This window comes from Fodinicurvata sediminis DSM 21159 (genome assembly GCF_000420625.1).
Taxonomy (GTDB): Bacteria; Pseudomonadota; Alphaproteobacteria; order Kiloniellales; family DSM-21159; genus Fodinicurvata; species Fodinicurvata sediminis.
Genome location: NZ_ATVH01000018.1, coordinates 141,773 through 156,861, shown reverse-complemented (window position 1 = coordinate 156,861; position 15,089 = coordinate 141,773). Strand labels below are relative to the sequence as shown.

Annotated in this window: 18 protein-coding genes; 6 read left to right on the top strand and 12 right to left on the bottom strand. The window is 57.0% G+C overall.

Going from position 1 to position 15,089, the window contains the following annotated elements; genetic code table 11:
- Positions 1–9: 9 nt before the first annotated feature.
- The 5 genes from lptB to G502_RS0115880 form a co-directional block, all read right to left on the bottom strand.
- Entirely contained in the window at positions 10–792 is a 783-nt protein-coding gene (gene lptB / locus G502_RS0115900) for an LPS export ABC transporter ATP-binding protein (protein WP_022729673.1), read from the bottom strand.
- Positions 789–1,646: an LptA/OstA family protein gene (locus G502_RS20765; protein ID WP_022729672.1), complete on the bottom strand. Its 858-nt coding sequence runs from the start codon at positions 1,644–1,646 to the stop codon at positions 789–791. Before G502_RS20765 ends, lptB begins: the two co-directional genes overlap by 4 nt.
- The gene (lptC, locus tag G502_RS20760) at positions 1,643–2,329 is read right to left on the bottom strand and encodes an LPS export ABC transporter periplasmic protein LptC (protein WP_022729671.1); all 687 of its coding nucleotides are present in this window, start codon (positions 2,327–2,329) and stop codon (positions 1,643–1,645) included. The genes G502_RS20765 and lptC overlap by 4 nt, the downstream gene beginning before the upstream one ends.
- A gap of 6 nt (positions 2,330–2,335) precedes the next feature.
- Positions 2,336–3,334, bottom strand: a complete 999-nt coding sequence (locus tag G502_RS0115885) for a KpsF/GutQ family sugar-phosphate isomerase (protein ID WP_022729670.1) — start codon at positions 3,332–3,334, stop codon at positions 2,336–2,338.
- 160 nt (positions 3,335–3,494) lie between these two features.
- On the bottom strand, positions 3,495–4,106 hold the full coding sequence (locus G502_RS0115880; protein ID WP_022729669.1) for a ribonuclease D: 612 nt from the start codon (positions 4,104–4,106) through the stop codon (positions 3,495–3,497).
- Positions 4,107–4,280: 174 nt separating this feature from the next.
- Between G502_RS0115880 and G502_RS0115875 the strand changes: the two genes are divergently transcribed.
- Positions 4,281–5,222 carry a complex I NDUFA9 subunit family protein gene (locus tag G502_RS0115875; protein WP_022729668.1) on the top strand — a complete coding sequence of 314 codons (942 nt, stop codon included), beginning with the start codon at positions 4,281–4,283 and terminating at the stop codon, positions 5,220–5,222.
- Positions 5,223–5,243: 21 nt separating this feature from the next.
- Here G502_RS0115875 and G502_RS0115870 read toward each other — a convergent pair whose 3' ends face one another.
- The 7 genes from G502_RS0115870 to G502_RS22470 form a co-directional block, all read right to left on the bottom strand.
- The gene (locus G502_RS0115870) at positions 5,244–5,690 is read right to left on the bottom strand and encodes an arsenate-mycothiol transferase ArsC (protein ID WP_022729667.1); all 447 of its coding nucleotides are present in this window, start codon (positions 5,688–5,690) and stop codon (positions 5,244–5,246) included.
- 6 nt (positions 5,691–5,696) lie between these two features.
- Positions 5,697–6,173: a UPF0262 family protein gene (locus tag G502_RS0115865; protein ID WP_022729666.1), complete on the bottom strand. Its 477-nt coding sequence runs from the start codon at positions 6,171–6,173 to the stop codon at positions 5,697–5,699.
- A 4-nt stretch (positions 6,174–6,177) separates the two neighbouring features.
- A complete protein-coding gene (gene hisD / locus G502_RS0115860) occupies positions 6,178–7,485 on the bottom strand; it encodes a histidinol dehydrogenase (RefSeq protein WP_022729665.1) in 1,308 nt (435 codons plus the stop codon).
- Positions 7,475–8,137, bottom strand: coding sequence for an ATP phosphoribosyltransferase (gene hisG, locus G502_RS0115855; protein WP_022729664.1), 663 nt, complete (start codon positions 8,135–8,137; stop codon positions 7,475–7,477). Before hisG ends, hisD begins: the two co-directional genes overlap by 11 nt.
- A 76-nt stretch (positions 8,138–8,213) precedes the next feature.
- Entirely contained in the window at positions 8,214–8,786 is a 573-nt protein-coding gene (locus G502_RS21660; RefSeq protein WP_022729663.1) for a DUF2948 family protein, read from the bottom strand.
- Positions 8,783–10,069: a UDP-N-acetylglucosamine 1-carboxyvinyltransferase gene (gene murA, locus G502_RS0115845; protein ID WP_022729662.1), complete on the bottom strand. Its 1,287-nt coding sequence runs from the start codon at positions 10,067–10,069 to the stop codon at positions 8,783–8,785. Before murA ends, G502_RS21660 begins: the two co-directional genes overlap by 4 nt.
- 47 nt (positions 10,070–10,116) lie before the next feature.
- Positions 10,117–10,290 (bottom strand): hypothetical protein, encoded by a 174-nt coding sequence (locus G502_RS22470; protein ID WP_022729661.1) that lies wholly within the window; start codon positions 10,288–10,290, stop codon positions 10,117–10,119.
- 226 nt (positions 10,291–10,516) lie between these two features.
- Between G502_RS22470 and serS the strand changes: the two genes are divergently transcribed.
- From serS to G502_RS21650, 5 genes are all read left to right on the top strand, one after another.
- A complete protein-coding gene (serS, locus tag G502_RS0115835) occupies positions 10,517–11,809 on the top strand; it encodes a serine--tRNA ligase (RefSeq protein ID WP_022729660.1) in 1,293 nt (430 codons plus the stop codon).
- Between the two features lie 109 nt (positions 11,810–11,918).
- Entirely contained in the window at positions 11,919–12,608 is a 690-nt protein-coding gene (locus G502_RS0115830; protein ID WP_026989575.1) for a DUF6134 family protein, read from the top strand.
- 185 nt (positions 12,609–12,793) lie between these two features.
- Positions 12,794–13,390, top strand: coding sequence for a TadE/TadG family type IV pilus assembly protein (locus G502_RS21655; protein WP_022729658.1), 597 nt, complete (start codon positions 12,794–12,796; stop codon positions 13,388–13,390).
- A complete protein-coding gene (locus G502_RS0115820) occupies positions 13,380–13,961 on the top strand; it encodes a TadE/TadG family type IV pilus assembly protein (RefSeq protein ID WP_081649845.1) in 582 nt (193 codons plus the stop codon). The genes G502_RS21655 and G502_RS0115820 overlap by 11 nt, the downstream gene beginning before the upstream one ends.
- A 203-nt stretch (positions 13,962–14,164) precedes the next feature.
- Positions 14,165–15,070 (top strand): tetratricopeptide repeat protein, encoded by a 906-nt coding sequence (locus G502_RS21650; RefSeq protein ID WP_081649844.1) that lies wholly within the window; start codon positions 14,165–14,167, stop codon positions 15,068–15,070.
- Positions 15,071–15,089 lie beyond the last annotated feature (19 nt).

Sequence of the window (15,089 nt, the reverse complement as noted above, 5' to 3'; positions counted from 1 at the left end):
GCAGAAAGCCTAAAGGCTGAACCTTTCACCCAGGTAAACGCGCCGCACCTCTTCGTGGGCGACGATCTCGGACGGAGCACCCTCCATCAGCACACGTCCATCATGGATGATATAGGCACGGTCAACGATCTCCAGTGTCTCGCGAACGTTGTGATCGGTAATCAGGACGCCGATGCCCCTGTCCTTCAGATGAATCACCAATTCACGAATATCATTCACAGCGATCGGATCAATGCCGGCAAGCGGTTCGTCAAGCAGGATGAATTGCGGCTGTGCAGCCAGTGCTCTGGCTATTTCGCAACGCCGCCGCTCGCCGCCTGAAAGAGAGACTGCAGGGGAACGTCGCAGGTGCGTGATGGAAAACTCGTCCAAGAGGGATTCCAGTAACTGCCGCTGACGCGCCCTGTCCTTCTCCACGACTTCCAGGACGGCGCGGATGTTCTCCTCCACGCTCAAACCACGAAAGATCGATGCTTCCTGCGGCAGATAGCCAATGCCCAGCCTGGCCCTGCGGTACATGGGCAGGTCGGTTATATCCTCGCCGTCCAGCGCAATATAACCCGTATCCGGGGCAAGCAGCCCCGTGATGATGTAGAAGGACGTCGTCTTGCCCGCACCGTTGGGCCCAAGCAAACCTACCGCCTCACCGCGGCGCAGGCGGATAGAGATGTCTTTGAGGACAACACGCTTGTTGAAGCTCTTGCCGATGCTGACGGCCTCCAGCCCCCTGTGCTGGGGAACCAGCCGCGCTATCTCCTGCGTTGCGTCGACGACCTTGCCTGAATCGTTCATTGGCTTTCCGGGGCGTTGCTGCTGTCCCCGGTGGATCCGGAGTCTTCATCGTCGTTGGGCGAGATCAAACCACTTACACCCTGGCCCTCAGTGGACAGAAGGCGGCTGACGCCAGAGCGTAAATCGATCTCGGCGCGATCTCCGTTGAGTTGGTTGTTGCCGCGCGTGATCTTCACATTGCCTTCCAGAGTCGCGGTCTCATCATGTGCATAATATATGCCCTGATTGCCGCTGGCGAATACTCTATCGTTCTCAACCTCGACATTGCCCACCGATTCAGTCTCGTACATCTCTGAATCGCCGGCGTCGTTTTCCCGGAATCGGGCCGTTATGACATCACCGCGAATCTGGTCCCCGTTTGCACGGTCAACGAACGCATTGCCGCGGGCAATGGCCATGGGGCCTTCTGCTTCAGCATTCTCGTAATATTCCAGGCTGTCCTCTGCCGTAACCTTCTCTTCGGCACTCTCATACAGCAGGTCGTCACCGGTAACCTCCAAGGCTCCCTCTTCCAGAAGATAAATGGCATGGTCACCGAATATCTCTTCGTCATTCTCCGTGACAATCCGCACCTGGCCGACAGCCTCGACCTTGTATATGTCTTCCCGGTCTTCCTCGCTGCGATAGTGGGCCAGCAGCCGATCAGCATAGACCGTCAGGTCCTCGCGCACGGCCACGGCATCGCCGATGGCGATATAGACCTGTCGATCGCGATGCCATTCGATACCGTCGCTTGCCCTGACCTGTATTGTTGAATCGCCTTGCTCGACATTCATTTCCTGCGCCGCAGCAAAGCTCGTAAGCAACATGGCCGAAGCCAGCAGGCCTCCTGCCAGGAAAAGCCGTAAGCTCATTGTTCTTGGTCCCCCCCCTGTTCCGGCGTTGTACTGCTCTCTTCTTGTTTCTTTTCGTCAAAGAGAGTCAGCTTGCTTTCTCCGGTAAAGTATATCACTCGGCCTTCATCCTCCAGCCGGAAGCCCTGGGAGATTATATGACCGCCTGGCCCAAGCCCGTTCACGGGTTCGTGGCCTTCCGCCCGGCCCTGTGACAGCTCCAAGTAGGCCGATGATGTCATGATCTCGAAACCTTCATCATTGCTCAGGTTCACGTTGCCCTGCAGGTCCATGTCCTCGGCCTGGCGGTCGTACATTCCCGACAATGCGGTCAGGCGAACCCAGCTGCCATCCTGTTCGAACAGATCCCCCTTGGGATTATCCAGCTTGACATAACGCTTGCTTCCCGAAGCGTAGTTGGCGGTGTTGGCCGTTAGGTTATAGGGTCGCCCCTTTTGGTCGACTCCTTCAAACCTGGGGCCGATCAAACGTGAGGCAGATGTCTCGGAATCGCGCCTGTCGCTGCTCTTCAGGCCAAAATCACCGGATTTCTCCTGGATCTGGGGCCAAAAGAAGACCAGACCGATGGACAACACGGCAACAGTCGGAAGAATCACCCGCAACCACCCCATCACCTTCCTGTTTCGGGAATGAGCGGTCGGTGGTCTTACCTTGCGGTCCTCTTCACTGTTATTTGTCTTCATCTCGGCTCAGGCGACACCTTCACGCAACAGGTCGTGCATGCGAAGGAAACCAATGGGCCTACCTTCTTCCACAACGAAAAGACTGGTAATCTTGTGAGCATGCATCAACCGCAAGGCCTCGACAGCCAGGGCGCCGGCACGGATTGTCAGGGGCCCCGCGGTCATGACGTCGCCTGCCGACTGTTCCAGAAGGTTGGAGTCGATATGGCGCCGCAAGTCACCATCGGTAATGATGCCAATCAGTTCACCGGCTTCATCCACCACGCCGACACAGCCAAAGGTCATGGCGCTCATCGTGATGATGGCTTCCTTCATGGAGCTTTCCGGTTGGCAAAGCGGCAATTCACCTGGGCCATGCATGATATCGGAGACCCGTACAAGCTTCTTTCCCAAAGACCCGCCTGGATGAAAGACCTGAAAATCCTCCGGCGAAAAGCCGCGCCGTTCCAGCAGGGCAATTGCCAGTGCATCCCCAAGCGCCAGAGCCATTGTTGTCGAGGTCGTGGGCGCCAGCCCCATGGGGCAGGCTTCATCCACCGGAGGCAGCAACAGGACCGTGTCCGCCGCCTCACCCAGAACGCTTTTCCGACGACTGGTTATGGCAATCAGGGGAATATTGAAGCGCCGGCTATAGGAAACGATTGCGGCCAGTTCGGGCGTGTTCCCTGAGTTGGACAGGGCAATGATGGCGTCGCCCCTGGCCACCATGCCTAGATCACCGTGGCTGGCCTCAGCTGGATGGACGAACTGAGAGGGTGTCCCCGTCGACGCCAAGGTTGCGGCAATCTTGCAGCCTATGTGGCCACTCTTTCCCATGCCCGTGACGATGACCCGTCCTTCGACCCTTTCCAGGCGGTCCAGGGCTTCGATGAATTCCGCGCCAAGGGAATCCGACAATGCCGTGAGCCCCTCGCTCTCCGTGGCGAGTGCCCGGCGCGCAGCCCGGATATCGTTCTGTTCAGGGGTCTTTGCAGTCTGGGCCTTGTAATTTGCCTGTGCATCCATGTCGAAACTGCGGTCCTGTGTTTACGAGTGCGCCAGAGTATCCGGCAGCAACCTAATAATACATGGGCAGATGATATAGAAACCCAGTGCTTTAAAGCAGAAAAAAACGGCAACGGTAAGACCGGCCTATCGTCGCAGCGGAGAAGTGCGGCTCGCTGGACTAGTGAGCGAAGATATCGACCTCGTTCCAACCGGCCAGATCCAGGCGTGCGCGCTGGGGAAGAAAGTTGAAACAGGCCTGGGCAAGCTCCTGTCTGTTTTCCCGGGCCAGCATGACATCCAGGCGCTCGCGCAGCGCATGAAGGTACAGAACATCGGAGGCAGCATAGCGCAGCTGCTCTTCACTCAGTTCTGACGCGCCCCAGTCGGACGACTGCTGCTGCTTCGAAATCGTTACATTCAGGAGTTCGCCGCAAAGGTCTTTCAGGCCGTGACGATCCGTAAAGGTACGCACCAGCTTCGAGGCGATCTTGGTGCAATAGACGGGATCGCAGGAAACGCCGAGATAACGCTCTATGGCCGCAATGTCGAAGCGCCCGAAATGAAACAGCTTCGTGATGCTCCTGTCGGCCAGCAGCGTCTTCAGTCTGGGCGCTTCATAGCTGTCACGAAACTGGACGAGATGGGCCGTGCCGTCACCGGTTGAAAGCTGTAGGAGGCAAAGGCGGTCGCGTTGCAGATTCAACCCCATGGTCTCGCAGTCAACAGCCAGGCTATCGCCAGTGGCCTCGAAATCCTCGGGTAAATCGTTAAGATGCAGGGTGACAGTCAAGATCGGCTTTCCAACAGGAACGTGTAAGCGTATGGCTTGGGCGTGTATGCGCAAAGATACTGCCCGCCCGGCAGGTGTCAACTTTGCGGAGCAGAAATGCTATATAACCGCGCGACTCGAGTAGCAGCCAATCGGCAGGGCGGCCGGTTGAAGTAAAGGGTGCAGGAGGACTTGATGCAACAGGGTACAGTGACGATCTTCGGCGGCTCGGGGTTCATCGGGCGCTACATAGTTGAGCGTCTGGCCGATGAGGGCTGGACAATCCGTGTTGCCGTCCGCAGGCCTCAGCGTGCCCAGTTCCTGAAACCCCTGGGGAATGTCGGACAAATCGTTCCGATCCCATGCGACCTGAACAACCCCTCTGCTATTCGTACAGCCCTGGAAGGGGCGGACGCCGCAATAAACCTTGTCGGCATCATGCAGGAAAGTGGCAGCCAGAGCTTCGCAAACCTGCAAAACGAAGGGGCACGGAAGATTGCGGAAACCGCCGCCAGCCTGGGAATCACATCTTTCGTACAACTTTCCGCCATCGGGGCAGACAAAGACTCCACCTCGGAATATGCGCGCTCCAAGGCGGCAGGCGAGGAAGCCGTTCGAAGTGCCTTGCCAGATGCGGTCATTCTAAGGCCGTCCGTCGTATTCGGCCCCGAAGACGATTTCTTCAACCGCTTTGCGGTCATGTCGCGCATGTCACCCTTCCTGCCATTGATTGGCGGCGGTCACACCAAGTTTCAGCCTGTTTATGTCGGGGATGTGGCTGATGCAGCCGTCCAGACCCTGCAGGACACCAAGTGCCACGGCAAAACCTACGAGCTTGGCGGCCCCAGGACCTACAGCTTCAAGGAACTGATGGAGCTGATGCTCAAGACAATCCGGCGCAAGCGCCTGCTTGTCCCGGTTCCCTTTGGCATGGCCAAGATCATGGGCAGTGTTGCGCAGTTGCTGCCATTTGCGCCCATAACCGCCGATCAGGTCGAACTTCTGAAAAACGACAATATCGTCTCGAAGGACGCTCTGACACTGGAAGACCTTGGCATCGAAAAACATTCGGCCGAAGTCATTATCCCAACCTACCTGGATCGGTATCGGCCAGGAGGCCGCTTCAACCAGAACTGATGAAACCGGCCGGAAAGGGCTTCAAACCTCAGGTTTCAGGTCTTCCGGGAAACGCGCCCTGATGCGTTCCATAAGCTGGTCGCGTACGTCCCGATAGGCCTGGAGCTGGATTTCACGATTGCCTTCGGTCAGGGAGGGATCGAAGGTGTTCCAGAACTCCACATCGCAGGCCATGGTTCGGGTCATTTCGATGGCAGCATGCTGGGCTTCCGGCGACAGTGACACGATCAAGTCGAAGGAACTGTCCTGCAGATCATCGAAGGTTTTGCTTCGATGGCGTGAGAGATCGATCCCCATCTCGTCCAGAACGGCAATGGCAAACCCATCCACTTCCCCGGCCCGAATTCCGGCGGAATCCACATAAATCTTGTGTCCCAGCAGGTGCTTCAGGATCGCTTCGGCAATTGGGGAGCGAATGGAATTTTCCGTACAGGCGAAAAGTACGGCTCCTGGAAGATCGGCAGCCATAGCCCCTCACCCGCGCACATGCAGGACACAAAGCAGCGTGAACAGGCGCCGTGACGTATCGTGATCCACCTCGACCTTTCCGCTCAGGCGCTCACGCAGCAACTCCGCACCCTCGTTGTGCAGGCCGCGTCGTCCCATGTCTATGGCCTCGATCTGAGAGGGACTGGCTGTGCGAATGGCCTCGTAGTAGCTTTCACAAACCAGGAAATAGTCCTTGACCAGCTTCCTGAAAGGCACCAGCGGCAGAACGATACTGCAGAGTTGTTCACTTGCCGTACGATCGTAGACCTCGAACACAAGCCGCGTGTTCTCCATGATGCCAAGATGCAGGACAAAAGGTCCGACAAAATCCCCGTGAGGCGCGAAGTGATTGTCTTCCAGCAAATCATAGATCGCGACGGCACGTTCGTGTTCGACTTCAGGAGTGCGCCGAGCTCCCATCCGCTCGTCGAGTGTAATGTTGACGATGCGGTGGTCGATCATGGCTTCAGTTGCCCTGTTCGTCCCGCCCCAGACGAATGGCAAGCGAGAGTGCATGCGCATCCAGTCCTTCGGCATGGGCCAATGCCATGGCTGGCGGTGCAATGCTGCGCAATGACTCCTCCGTCGCCTGGATCAGGGAACTGCGCTTCATGAAATCCAGCACGGAGAGACCAGAGGAGAAGCGTGCAGAGCGCCCGGTGGGGAGAACATGGTTGGGACCAGCCAGGTAATCCCCAAGCGCTTCGGGTGTATGCCGGCCCAGAAAGATTGCGCCGGCATGGCGAATTTTCTTCGCCATGCCGTCCGGATCTGCAACCGCCAACTCCAGATGCTCAGGTGCGACCCGATCCACCAGTCCTGGCGCCTCCTCCAGGTCCTCGACCTTGATCAGGGCGCCATGCTGGCGCCAGCTCTGACTGGCAATCTCACTGCGCGGCAAACGCTGAAGATGAACATCGATCTGTTGCTGCACCGCTTCCAGGAATGTCGAATCGTCTGAAATCAGGATCGACTGGGCCGACGTATCATGCTCCGCCTGACTGAGTAGATCCGCAGCAATCCAGGCCGGATCGTTCTGGCCATCCGCGATCACCAATATCTCTGAGGGCCCGGCAATCATGTCGATTCCCACCTGGCCGAAAACCTGACGCTTGGCCGAGGCCACATAGGCATTGCCGGGTCCGGTAATCTTGTCCACCGGGGCAACAGTCTCGGTCCCGTATGCCAGCGCAGCCACTGCCTGGGCACCACCCATGCGATAGATCTCGTCCACACCCGCCATGCGCGCCGCCACGAGAACCAACGGGTTGATGCGACCCTCCGGGGTTGGCACGGCCATGGCAACCCGCTCCACACCGGCGACCTTTGCGGGTATTGCGTTCATCAGGACGGAAGAGGGATAGGATGCTGTGCCTCCTGGAACGTAGATGCCAGCTGCTTCCATGGCAGTCCAGCGATGCCCCAGACGCACCCCGAGCGCATCCTCATAACAGAGATCCTCGGGTCTCTGTCGCCGATGATAGTCCGTGATACGCTCGGTCGCGACGGCCAGAGCCTCGAGTGTTTCAGTCTCGCAAAGACTTTCGGCCTCATCGATCTCGGCCGTGCCGAAGCGCAAGCTGCTGGCTGTCAGGGTTACCCTGTCAAGTTGTTCGGTCAGTTGGATCAGGGCGGTGTCCCCCTCGCGACGAACACGCGCAATGATGTCCTTCACCGTCTCATCCACAGCCTCTTCGGAATCCCGGCGCGCCTGCAGAAAGCTATTGAAATCACTCTCGAACGAGGTTCGGGAGGTGTCGAGTTCATACGGCATCTACAGCCTCGCGAAATCTGTCGATCCATCCATTCAGCGCTTTCGGGCGCGTCTTGAGGGCAGCCCTGTTCACGATCAGCTTGGAGGTCACTTCAGCTATGGTTTCCACTTCCACCAGATCATTCGCCGCCAGTGTGCTTCCTGTGGACACCAGATCCACAATGCGCCGACACAGTCCCAGAGCCGGCGCCAGCTCCATGGCACCGTTCAGCTTGATGCATTCTGCCTGAACCCCGCGGGCAGCAAAATGTTCACGTGTAACCGAAGGGTATTTCGTGGCAACGCGAATATGGCTCCAGCGGGCCGGATCATCGCTTTTCTGCAAGCTTTGAGGTTCAGCGACAGACAGGCGACAATGGCCGATGGCCAGGTCAACGGGCGCATAGATTTCCGGATAATCGAACTCCATGAGAACGTCATTACCCGCCACTCCCAAATGGGCCGCACCAAAGGCCACAAAAGTCGCCACATCAAAGGACCGAACCCGCACGACCTCTATCTCAGGCAGGTTGGTACGGAACCGCAACTGGCGCGAAGAATCATCGGAAAACGCTTCTTCTGGTACGATACCCACAGCCTCCAGCAAAGGCACAAGCTCCTTGAGAATGCGCCCTTTCGGAACAGCCAGAACAAGCGGTTGGGTTTGAGGCACTGCGCCTTCTCCCGTCGGCTTTGGAGAATAGGGCCTTTTTCAGATTGACCCAGGAATGCTCGAGAACACCGAAGGTTTAGCGGGCTTCCGGTTCTGCGTCCAGCGCATGCTCCGGCCGCGCGAAAGTTGGCCAGGGTTCGCCCAGATCCTTCATGTGGCAGCGGACTTCGGAGACTTGCAGGCGGATTTCGCCACCTTGCGAGAAATAGAGGATGATTTCCTTCGGCCAGGTCGCAATGGTCAGCAGGTTCAGGAAGTGGGCCTTATCCTGCAAATCGATGTTGCGCGTCGACACACCCCGCACCTTGTCGAAGACCAGGCCGGCGTGGGTCCGGTGATACACGGGACGGGCCTCAGCATCCTCGAAACTGGCGTCCTTGGCATCTGTATCCAGCCCCGCATCCACTTCTGGCAGGTCTTCGCCCTGCAAGTCATCCTCGGCCTGCAATTTATGCAAGGCGCGCCCCATGGCTTCCGCTTCCTCCAGTTCTTCCCACTTGAAGCGGTTCAGAACCATGACAAAGCGTTTTTCCCTCTTCATGAAGGCGATGTCCCGTACCGGCACGAGCGAATCCTGCAGGCAGGACGCAATTACATCCATGTCAGTTGCATCACGTGCACGCAGCTTCAACGCCGTTGAATCCGTCATGAGGATATATCCTCCTTGCTTCTGGCTATGCTTGCTCCGCAGGTCGCCAATTTTTCCTCGATCCGCTCATACCCACGGTCCAGATGATAGACGCGATTGAGCTCTGTTTCTCCCTCTGCAGCAAGTGCTGCCAGGACAAGAGAAACAGAGGCTCTCAGGTCCGTGGCCATGACTGGCGCCGCTTTTAGCCTCTTCTGGCCCCGCACAAGCGCAGAGGCTCCATGAACCGTAATGTCGGCCCCCATACGTGTCAGTTCCGGCACATGCATGAAGCGATTCTCGAAAATCGTCTCCGTAATCATCGAGGCCCCTTCTGCCGTGGCCATCAAGGCCATGAACTGGGCCTGGAGATCGGTGGCGAAGCCGGGAAAGGCCTCGGTCATGATATCGGTTCCCTGCAGGGGGCCATTGGCGCGATAGACCCGCAGGCCCTTGTCGTTGGGCTCGATCGCGACACCCGCCTGTCGAAGCACCTGGAAGGGCTTTTCAAGATGATCCGGGCGCGCGCCCTCCAACTGCAGGTCGCCGTCACTTATCGCGGCCGCCATGACGAAGGTTCCGGTTTCGATGCGGTCCGGTATGACACTGTGGCGGGCACCATTGAGTGATGGCACCCCTTTGATGGTGATGACATCACTACCGGCACCCTCAAGCTGCGCCCCCATGGACACAAGGCAGTTGGCCAGATCCACGATTTCCGGCTCACGAGCCGCATTGACCAGTCGGGTTTCCCCTTCCGCAAGTGCCGCGGCCATCATCAGGTTCTCCGTGGCCCCTACGGAGACATTGGAGAACAAGACTTCAGCCCCTTTCAATCCCTTGGGGGCACGCGCCTTGATGTAGCCCTCAGCCAACTCGATCTCGGCGCCCATGGCCTCCAACCCGGACAGGTGCAGATCAACGGGACGTGTTCCAATGGCACAACCCCCAGGCAGAGAGACTTCCGCGTGCCCCAGACGTGCCAGCAGCGGCCCGAGAACCAGGACAGAGGCGCGCATCTTGCGGACCAGGTCATAGGGGGCAACCGTGGACGTCAGGCTGTTCGCGGCAAAGGCAAGGTCACCAGATCCATCACTGACGCGATTGTCCTCGATGCTTACGCCCAGCAGGTCAAGCAGTTCGCACATGGTTCGAATGTCAGCCAACTGTGGAACATTGTCCAAGCGCAGGGTTTCGGATGTAAGAAGGCTGGCCGCCATGAGCGGAAGCGCGGCATTCTTGGATCCGCTGATACGGATTGTCCCCTTCAAGGGGACACCGCCGGTAATCTTGATCTTGTCCATTCAATCCTTGCCGTGTTCACTTATTGCCGCCTGGAGATGACGAAGCCTCATTCTTCCTTGTTTTGCGCATCATCCTCGTTCGCCTTACGTGAACGTACCTGCGCCTTGCGCTTCTTCAGGTTCGCGCGCAGAGCCGAAGCCAGGCGAGCCTGGCGATCCTCACTTCCCGATTTCGGACTGGAAGATGTACTTGAGGCGGATTTCCTGTCTGTCTGTGACATGGCGGCACTCTTGTCAGGCAATAAGGCAAGGTCAAGGTATGGGCGCGGAGAAAAACGGGCTTTCGCGAGCGGAATACATCTGTACCTTACGCCATGCAACTTTCCTGTTGACGCAGGGCTTGTTCCTGTGTCGTCAACTAGCATCGCCGTGCAGGGATGAAAACGGCTTTCACCCCTCGCCTGGCCTTTGGCACAGACTCTGACTCGCTGATCATGGGGACCTCTCTTGCTGGATAGAAAATATATCCTGGAAAACCTGGAAGCCGTCCGCAGCAACTGCATCAATCGTGGCATAGAGGTCGATCTCGACCGGCTCGTGGAACTCAACGACAGACGGCGCAAGCTGCAGCAAGAGCTTGACGGTTTGAACCAGGAATCCAACGCCACCGCCAAGTCCATCAAGGGGGCCAAGGATGCCGACGAACGGCAGGAGCTGATCGACCGCGGCAAGGCGCTTCGCAATCGGCGTAACGAGGTCGAGGAAGAGCTTCAGAGCGTGTCCGAGGAACTGGAGTCTCTCCAGTCCATCATTCCCAACATGAGCCATCCGGCCGCCCCGATCGGGGCCTCCGATGCCGACAATGTGGAATTCGAGCGTGGACGCACGCCCCTGCCGGATTTCGACTTCAAGGCGCAGGACCATCTGGAAATCGGCGAGCGCCTGGATCTGATCGACATGGAGGCCGGCAGCAAGGTCACCGGACATGGCTTCTACTTCCTGAAGAATGATGCTGTTCTGCTGGACCTGGCGTTGCAGAACTATGCCCTTGGCATCCTGATGAAGGATGGTTTCGCACCGATCACGACCCCGGACCTGGCCCGCAACGAGGTCATGCAGGGAACAGGTTATGTTCCGCGCGGCCCGGAGACCCAGATCTACAGCATTGCCGACACCGATCTCAGCCTGATCGCCACCTCGGAAATCACACTGGCAGGGCTTCACGCCGGCGAAATCCTTGCCCCGGAACGATTGCCCATCAAGCTTTGTGGCATCAGCCATTGCTTCCGTACGGAAGCGGGCGCATACGGCCGGGCATCGCGGGGCCTCTATCGCGTGCACCAGTTCACGAAGGTTGAGATGTTCGCCTTTACCCTGCCCGAGGAAAGCCCGAAGATGCATGACCGGATGCTGGACCTGGAAAAGCAGATCTTCGATGGCCTGGGCATTCCCTACCGCGTCATCGAGAATGCGACCGGAGACCTGGGGGCCGCAGCTTACCGGAAGTATGACCTGGAAGCCTGGATGCCCGGACGGGGCGACGGCGGAGAATTCGGCGAAATCACCAGCACCAGCAATTGCACCGATTACCAGGCACGACGCCTGAACATCCGCTATCGTGGAGAGGACAGCAAGGTGGCTGGATTCCTGCATACCCTGAACGGCACGGCCATCGCGATCAGCCGGGCCCTGATCGCCATCCTGGAGAACTATCAACAGGCCGACGGGACGGTCCGTGTTCCCGAGGTTCTGCGCCCTCAGGTTGGCAAGGACGTGATCGCGCCCGTTTCAAGCAACTGAATGCCATCGCCATTACTCAATGGTCCTGCCGTGTCTGGGCTGAGTCATTTGTTGGCACAGCCCACATCATGCCTTCATGGCGACAAATTCCCTTCCTATTTGAAGGGCTATGTATAGGCATAGACGTTTCCCTTTCATCCCGACACTCTGCCTGATCGTCTTCATGGCAGGCCTGACGACTGCAGGCGCCGCCAATGCCCAGGTTCTGGACGATGCAGAATTCAGGATCCGCCTGAACGGCTTTCCTGTCGGCGAGCACCACTTGCGCGTCGAACGGAAGGGTGATCGTGTGATTGCCCACCAGAAGGGCGAGGCGACAATTCAGATTGGACCGATCGTGATCACGCGCGTCAGACAGGAAACCGAGGAAATCCTGGAAAATGGGGAACTCGTCGAACTCAACATTACCAATACCAATGGCTATTACGACGAGAAGGTTCGTCATATCACCGCGCGCCGTGGCGAGAACGGTGAAATCCATCTGAATGACGATGGTGACCGGGATCACGTGCTACCGGCGGCGGCTTTGCCCGCCACAGGCTGGAATCCAGATGCCTTGCGCGCGCCAGTCCTGATACGTCCTCACAAGGGACGCCCCTCAGATGTCCCATCGGATATAGAGGTCATCCAACACGGCGAGGAAACGATCAACACGCCAGCCGGACGTTTCCAGACCGATAGCTGGGAGATGAAAGGCGATATTCAGGCACGCCTTTGGTACGACAAGGAAAGCCAGAACCTCGTTCGTCTTGTATTCCGCTACAAAGGCAACAAGGTGGAATACGAACGTTTGCCTTGAGAGCCAGTGGCCCATGTCCTGGACTGCTCTCAAGAATTCCCCGGCTACATTAGCCCTATTTTAAGGGTTTTCCTCCTATCCTTGTCCTGAAAGTGAGCTTTTTGCCTTCAGGATAAGCCAATGGCTTGCCCCATAATTACAGGCGTCTGCCATTCCCATGAATGGCTATTCCCGGTCATTCAAAAATGAGCCTGACAAATCATCATCGAATCCATGTCTTGTGGCATCGCTACTGGCAGCGGAATGAAGGTGCAGCAGCCGTCGAGTTCGCACTCGTGGCCGGGCTCCTTGTCTTCATGGTGCTGGCAATCCTCGAACTTGGCCTGATCATGTTGATCAGTTCGGGACTGGAAGGGTCTGCACACCAAGCAGCGCGCTATGGAATGACAGGCCAAGGCTCCGCAATCAGTTCAGAAGAAAGGGAAAACGGGATTCTTGAAGCTGCCGCCAAGTCCCTTCCGGATTTCGTGGATCCCGACAAACTAGCTGTCGACATCATCAGTTACAACGAGTTCCGGGAGATAGGCAAGGCTGAACCCTACGAGGACAGAAACGGCAGCGGCGAATACGATCCTGGAGATACCTACACTGACCTGAACGGGAATGGTCAATGGGATGAGGAGTCTGGATTGGCAGGCGCAGGCGACCCCGGAAGCATTACTGTTTACGAACTGCACTATCCCTGGTCGGTCATGACACCGCTATTCCATAACTTCTTCACCGATGGAGTTCTGGATTTATCCGCACGCATTGTGGTGAAGAACGAGCAATATGACCAATAGAATGAATTATACTGAAGAAGTTCTGAAATATATAAAACACTTCTTTGGTGAGATACGGGGTGTTTCTGCAGTTGAATTTGCCTTAATGGCGCCAGTCCTACTTCTTATGATTATGGGTGGTTTTGAAACTTTCAATCTCTATCGCTTCTCAATCAAGGTGGAACGCACCGTTGCGAGCATCGGGGACATTACAGCCCGCCAAGCGGTAATCAGCGAAAGCCATCTAAGCGATATTTTTGAGTTGACCTCTCAACTCGACGAGCGGCTACAGATAGAGGAAGACGATTATCGCGTCTTTGTAGTCTCAATCTCAAACGACCCCGAAGAAGGCCTGTCTGTTAACTGGGTCAGAGATCATGGCAGTCTTGCTCACAACAGTCGCGTGGCAGAACAGACGGAAACCCTTGTCGCCTCCGAACTCGTGGAAAGTGAGTATGAAAACTTGATCGCAAGCGAAGCGGTTTTTGCTTATCAACCAATCTTTCCCGGTTTCTTGTTCAGCGAACGTTTGGTTCACAGGCATTCGTTCTTCCGCCCTCGCTCTGGGCGGCTGACCACGATTGCACCCTAGCAAGGCTCCATGCCAGCAGGACCCTGACCGCGCGAGCTCCGGCAATCACGAGGGTATCATGTACAAGACCTGTGATCAGGGAAAAGTCCCCCTCAAACCAAGTGCATCACTCTTATCCAAAACGCGATGAACCAAAAATTAACCGTACTGTCGCTATAACTGGCCCATTCCGATATTGAATCCTGCCCGGAAAGGGTCGTTACATGAGAACCTTCGCAATTCGTTGTCTTCGAGCTCTTCCTGTTTTGCTGCTACTGGGGTTGGCAGGATGCGGTGTCGGGGAGAGTCGCTATGAACGACCGGTTTCCGGATCCAACCTGGAAACACCGAATGCAAAGGGTATGTCTTCCCAACAGCTCGTGCGTATAGCGAGCGCCAGCGCCAGCTCAGGTGACCTTTCCCTGGCCATGAAACTTTTTCGTGATGCCAGCAGGAAAGACCCAAGGAGCCCCACTCCCTGGATCGGGCTTGGGGATACCATGGTCACGGCGCGCCTTCTGGACCAGGCAACCGAAGCTTATCGGAACGCCCTGAATCTCGCCCCCAACTCAATTGGTGCCAAACTGGGTATGGCCCGGATTCACCTCATGCTCGAACAAGCCCCCGAGGCACGTGCTCTCCTGGAAGAGGTGCGCAAGGATCAACCGGAAAACTGGCGTATCTACAATGGCTTGGGGGTATCAGCGGATTTGGCCAAGAATCACGAGAGTGCACAGGAGTACTATCTGAAGGCCCTGAACCTCTCTCCCCGGAACCTGTCCGTGCTGACGAACTACTCCCTCTCCCTGGCCTTGGGAGGTGAGTTTAACGATGCCATTGCCATTCTTGAGGATGTCGTCAACGAACCCTCCGCCACTTCCAAGCATCGTCAGAACCTGGCCTTGGTGTATGGCCTCTCTGGCTCCGACCAGGAGGCACAGCAAATGGCGGGCACAGACCTCTCCAATGCGGACGTTGCGAACAACATGGAGTTCTATCGTTTTGTTCGCGGCCTTCAGAATGGCTCTGCCAGCGATTTCATTCCACGTCAGTATGAGAGCGGATTGAACGAAGAAGAAAAGGCAAAGATGAACCAGGCGATTGGCTCATACTTTGATCCGCCTCGCTAGCCCTCATGAATAGCCTGAA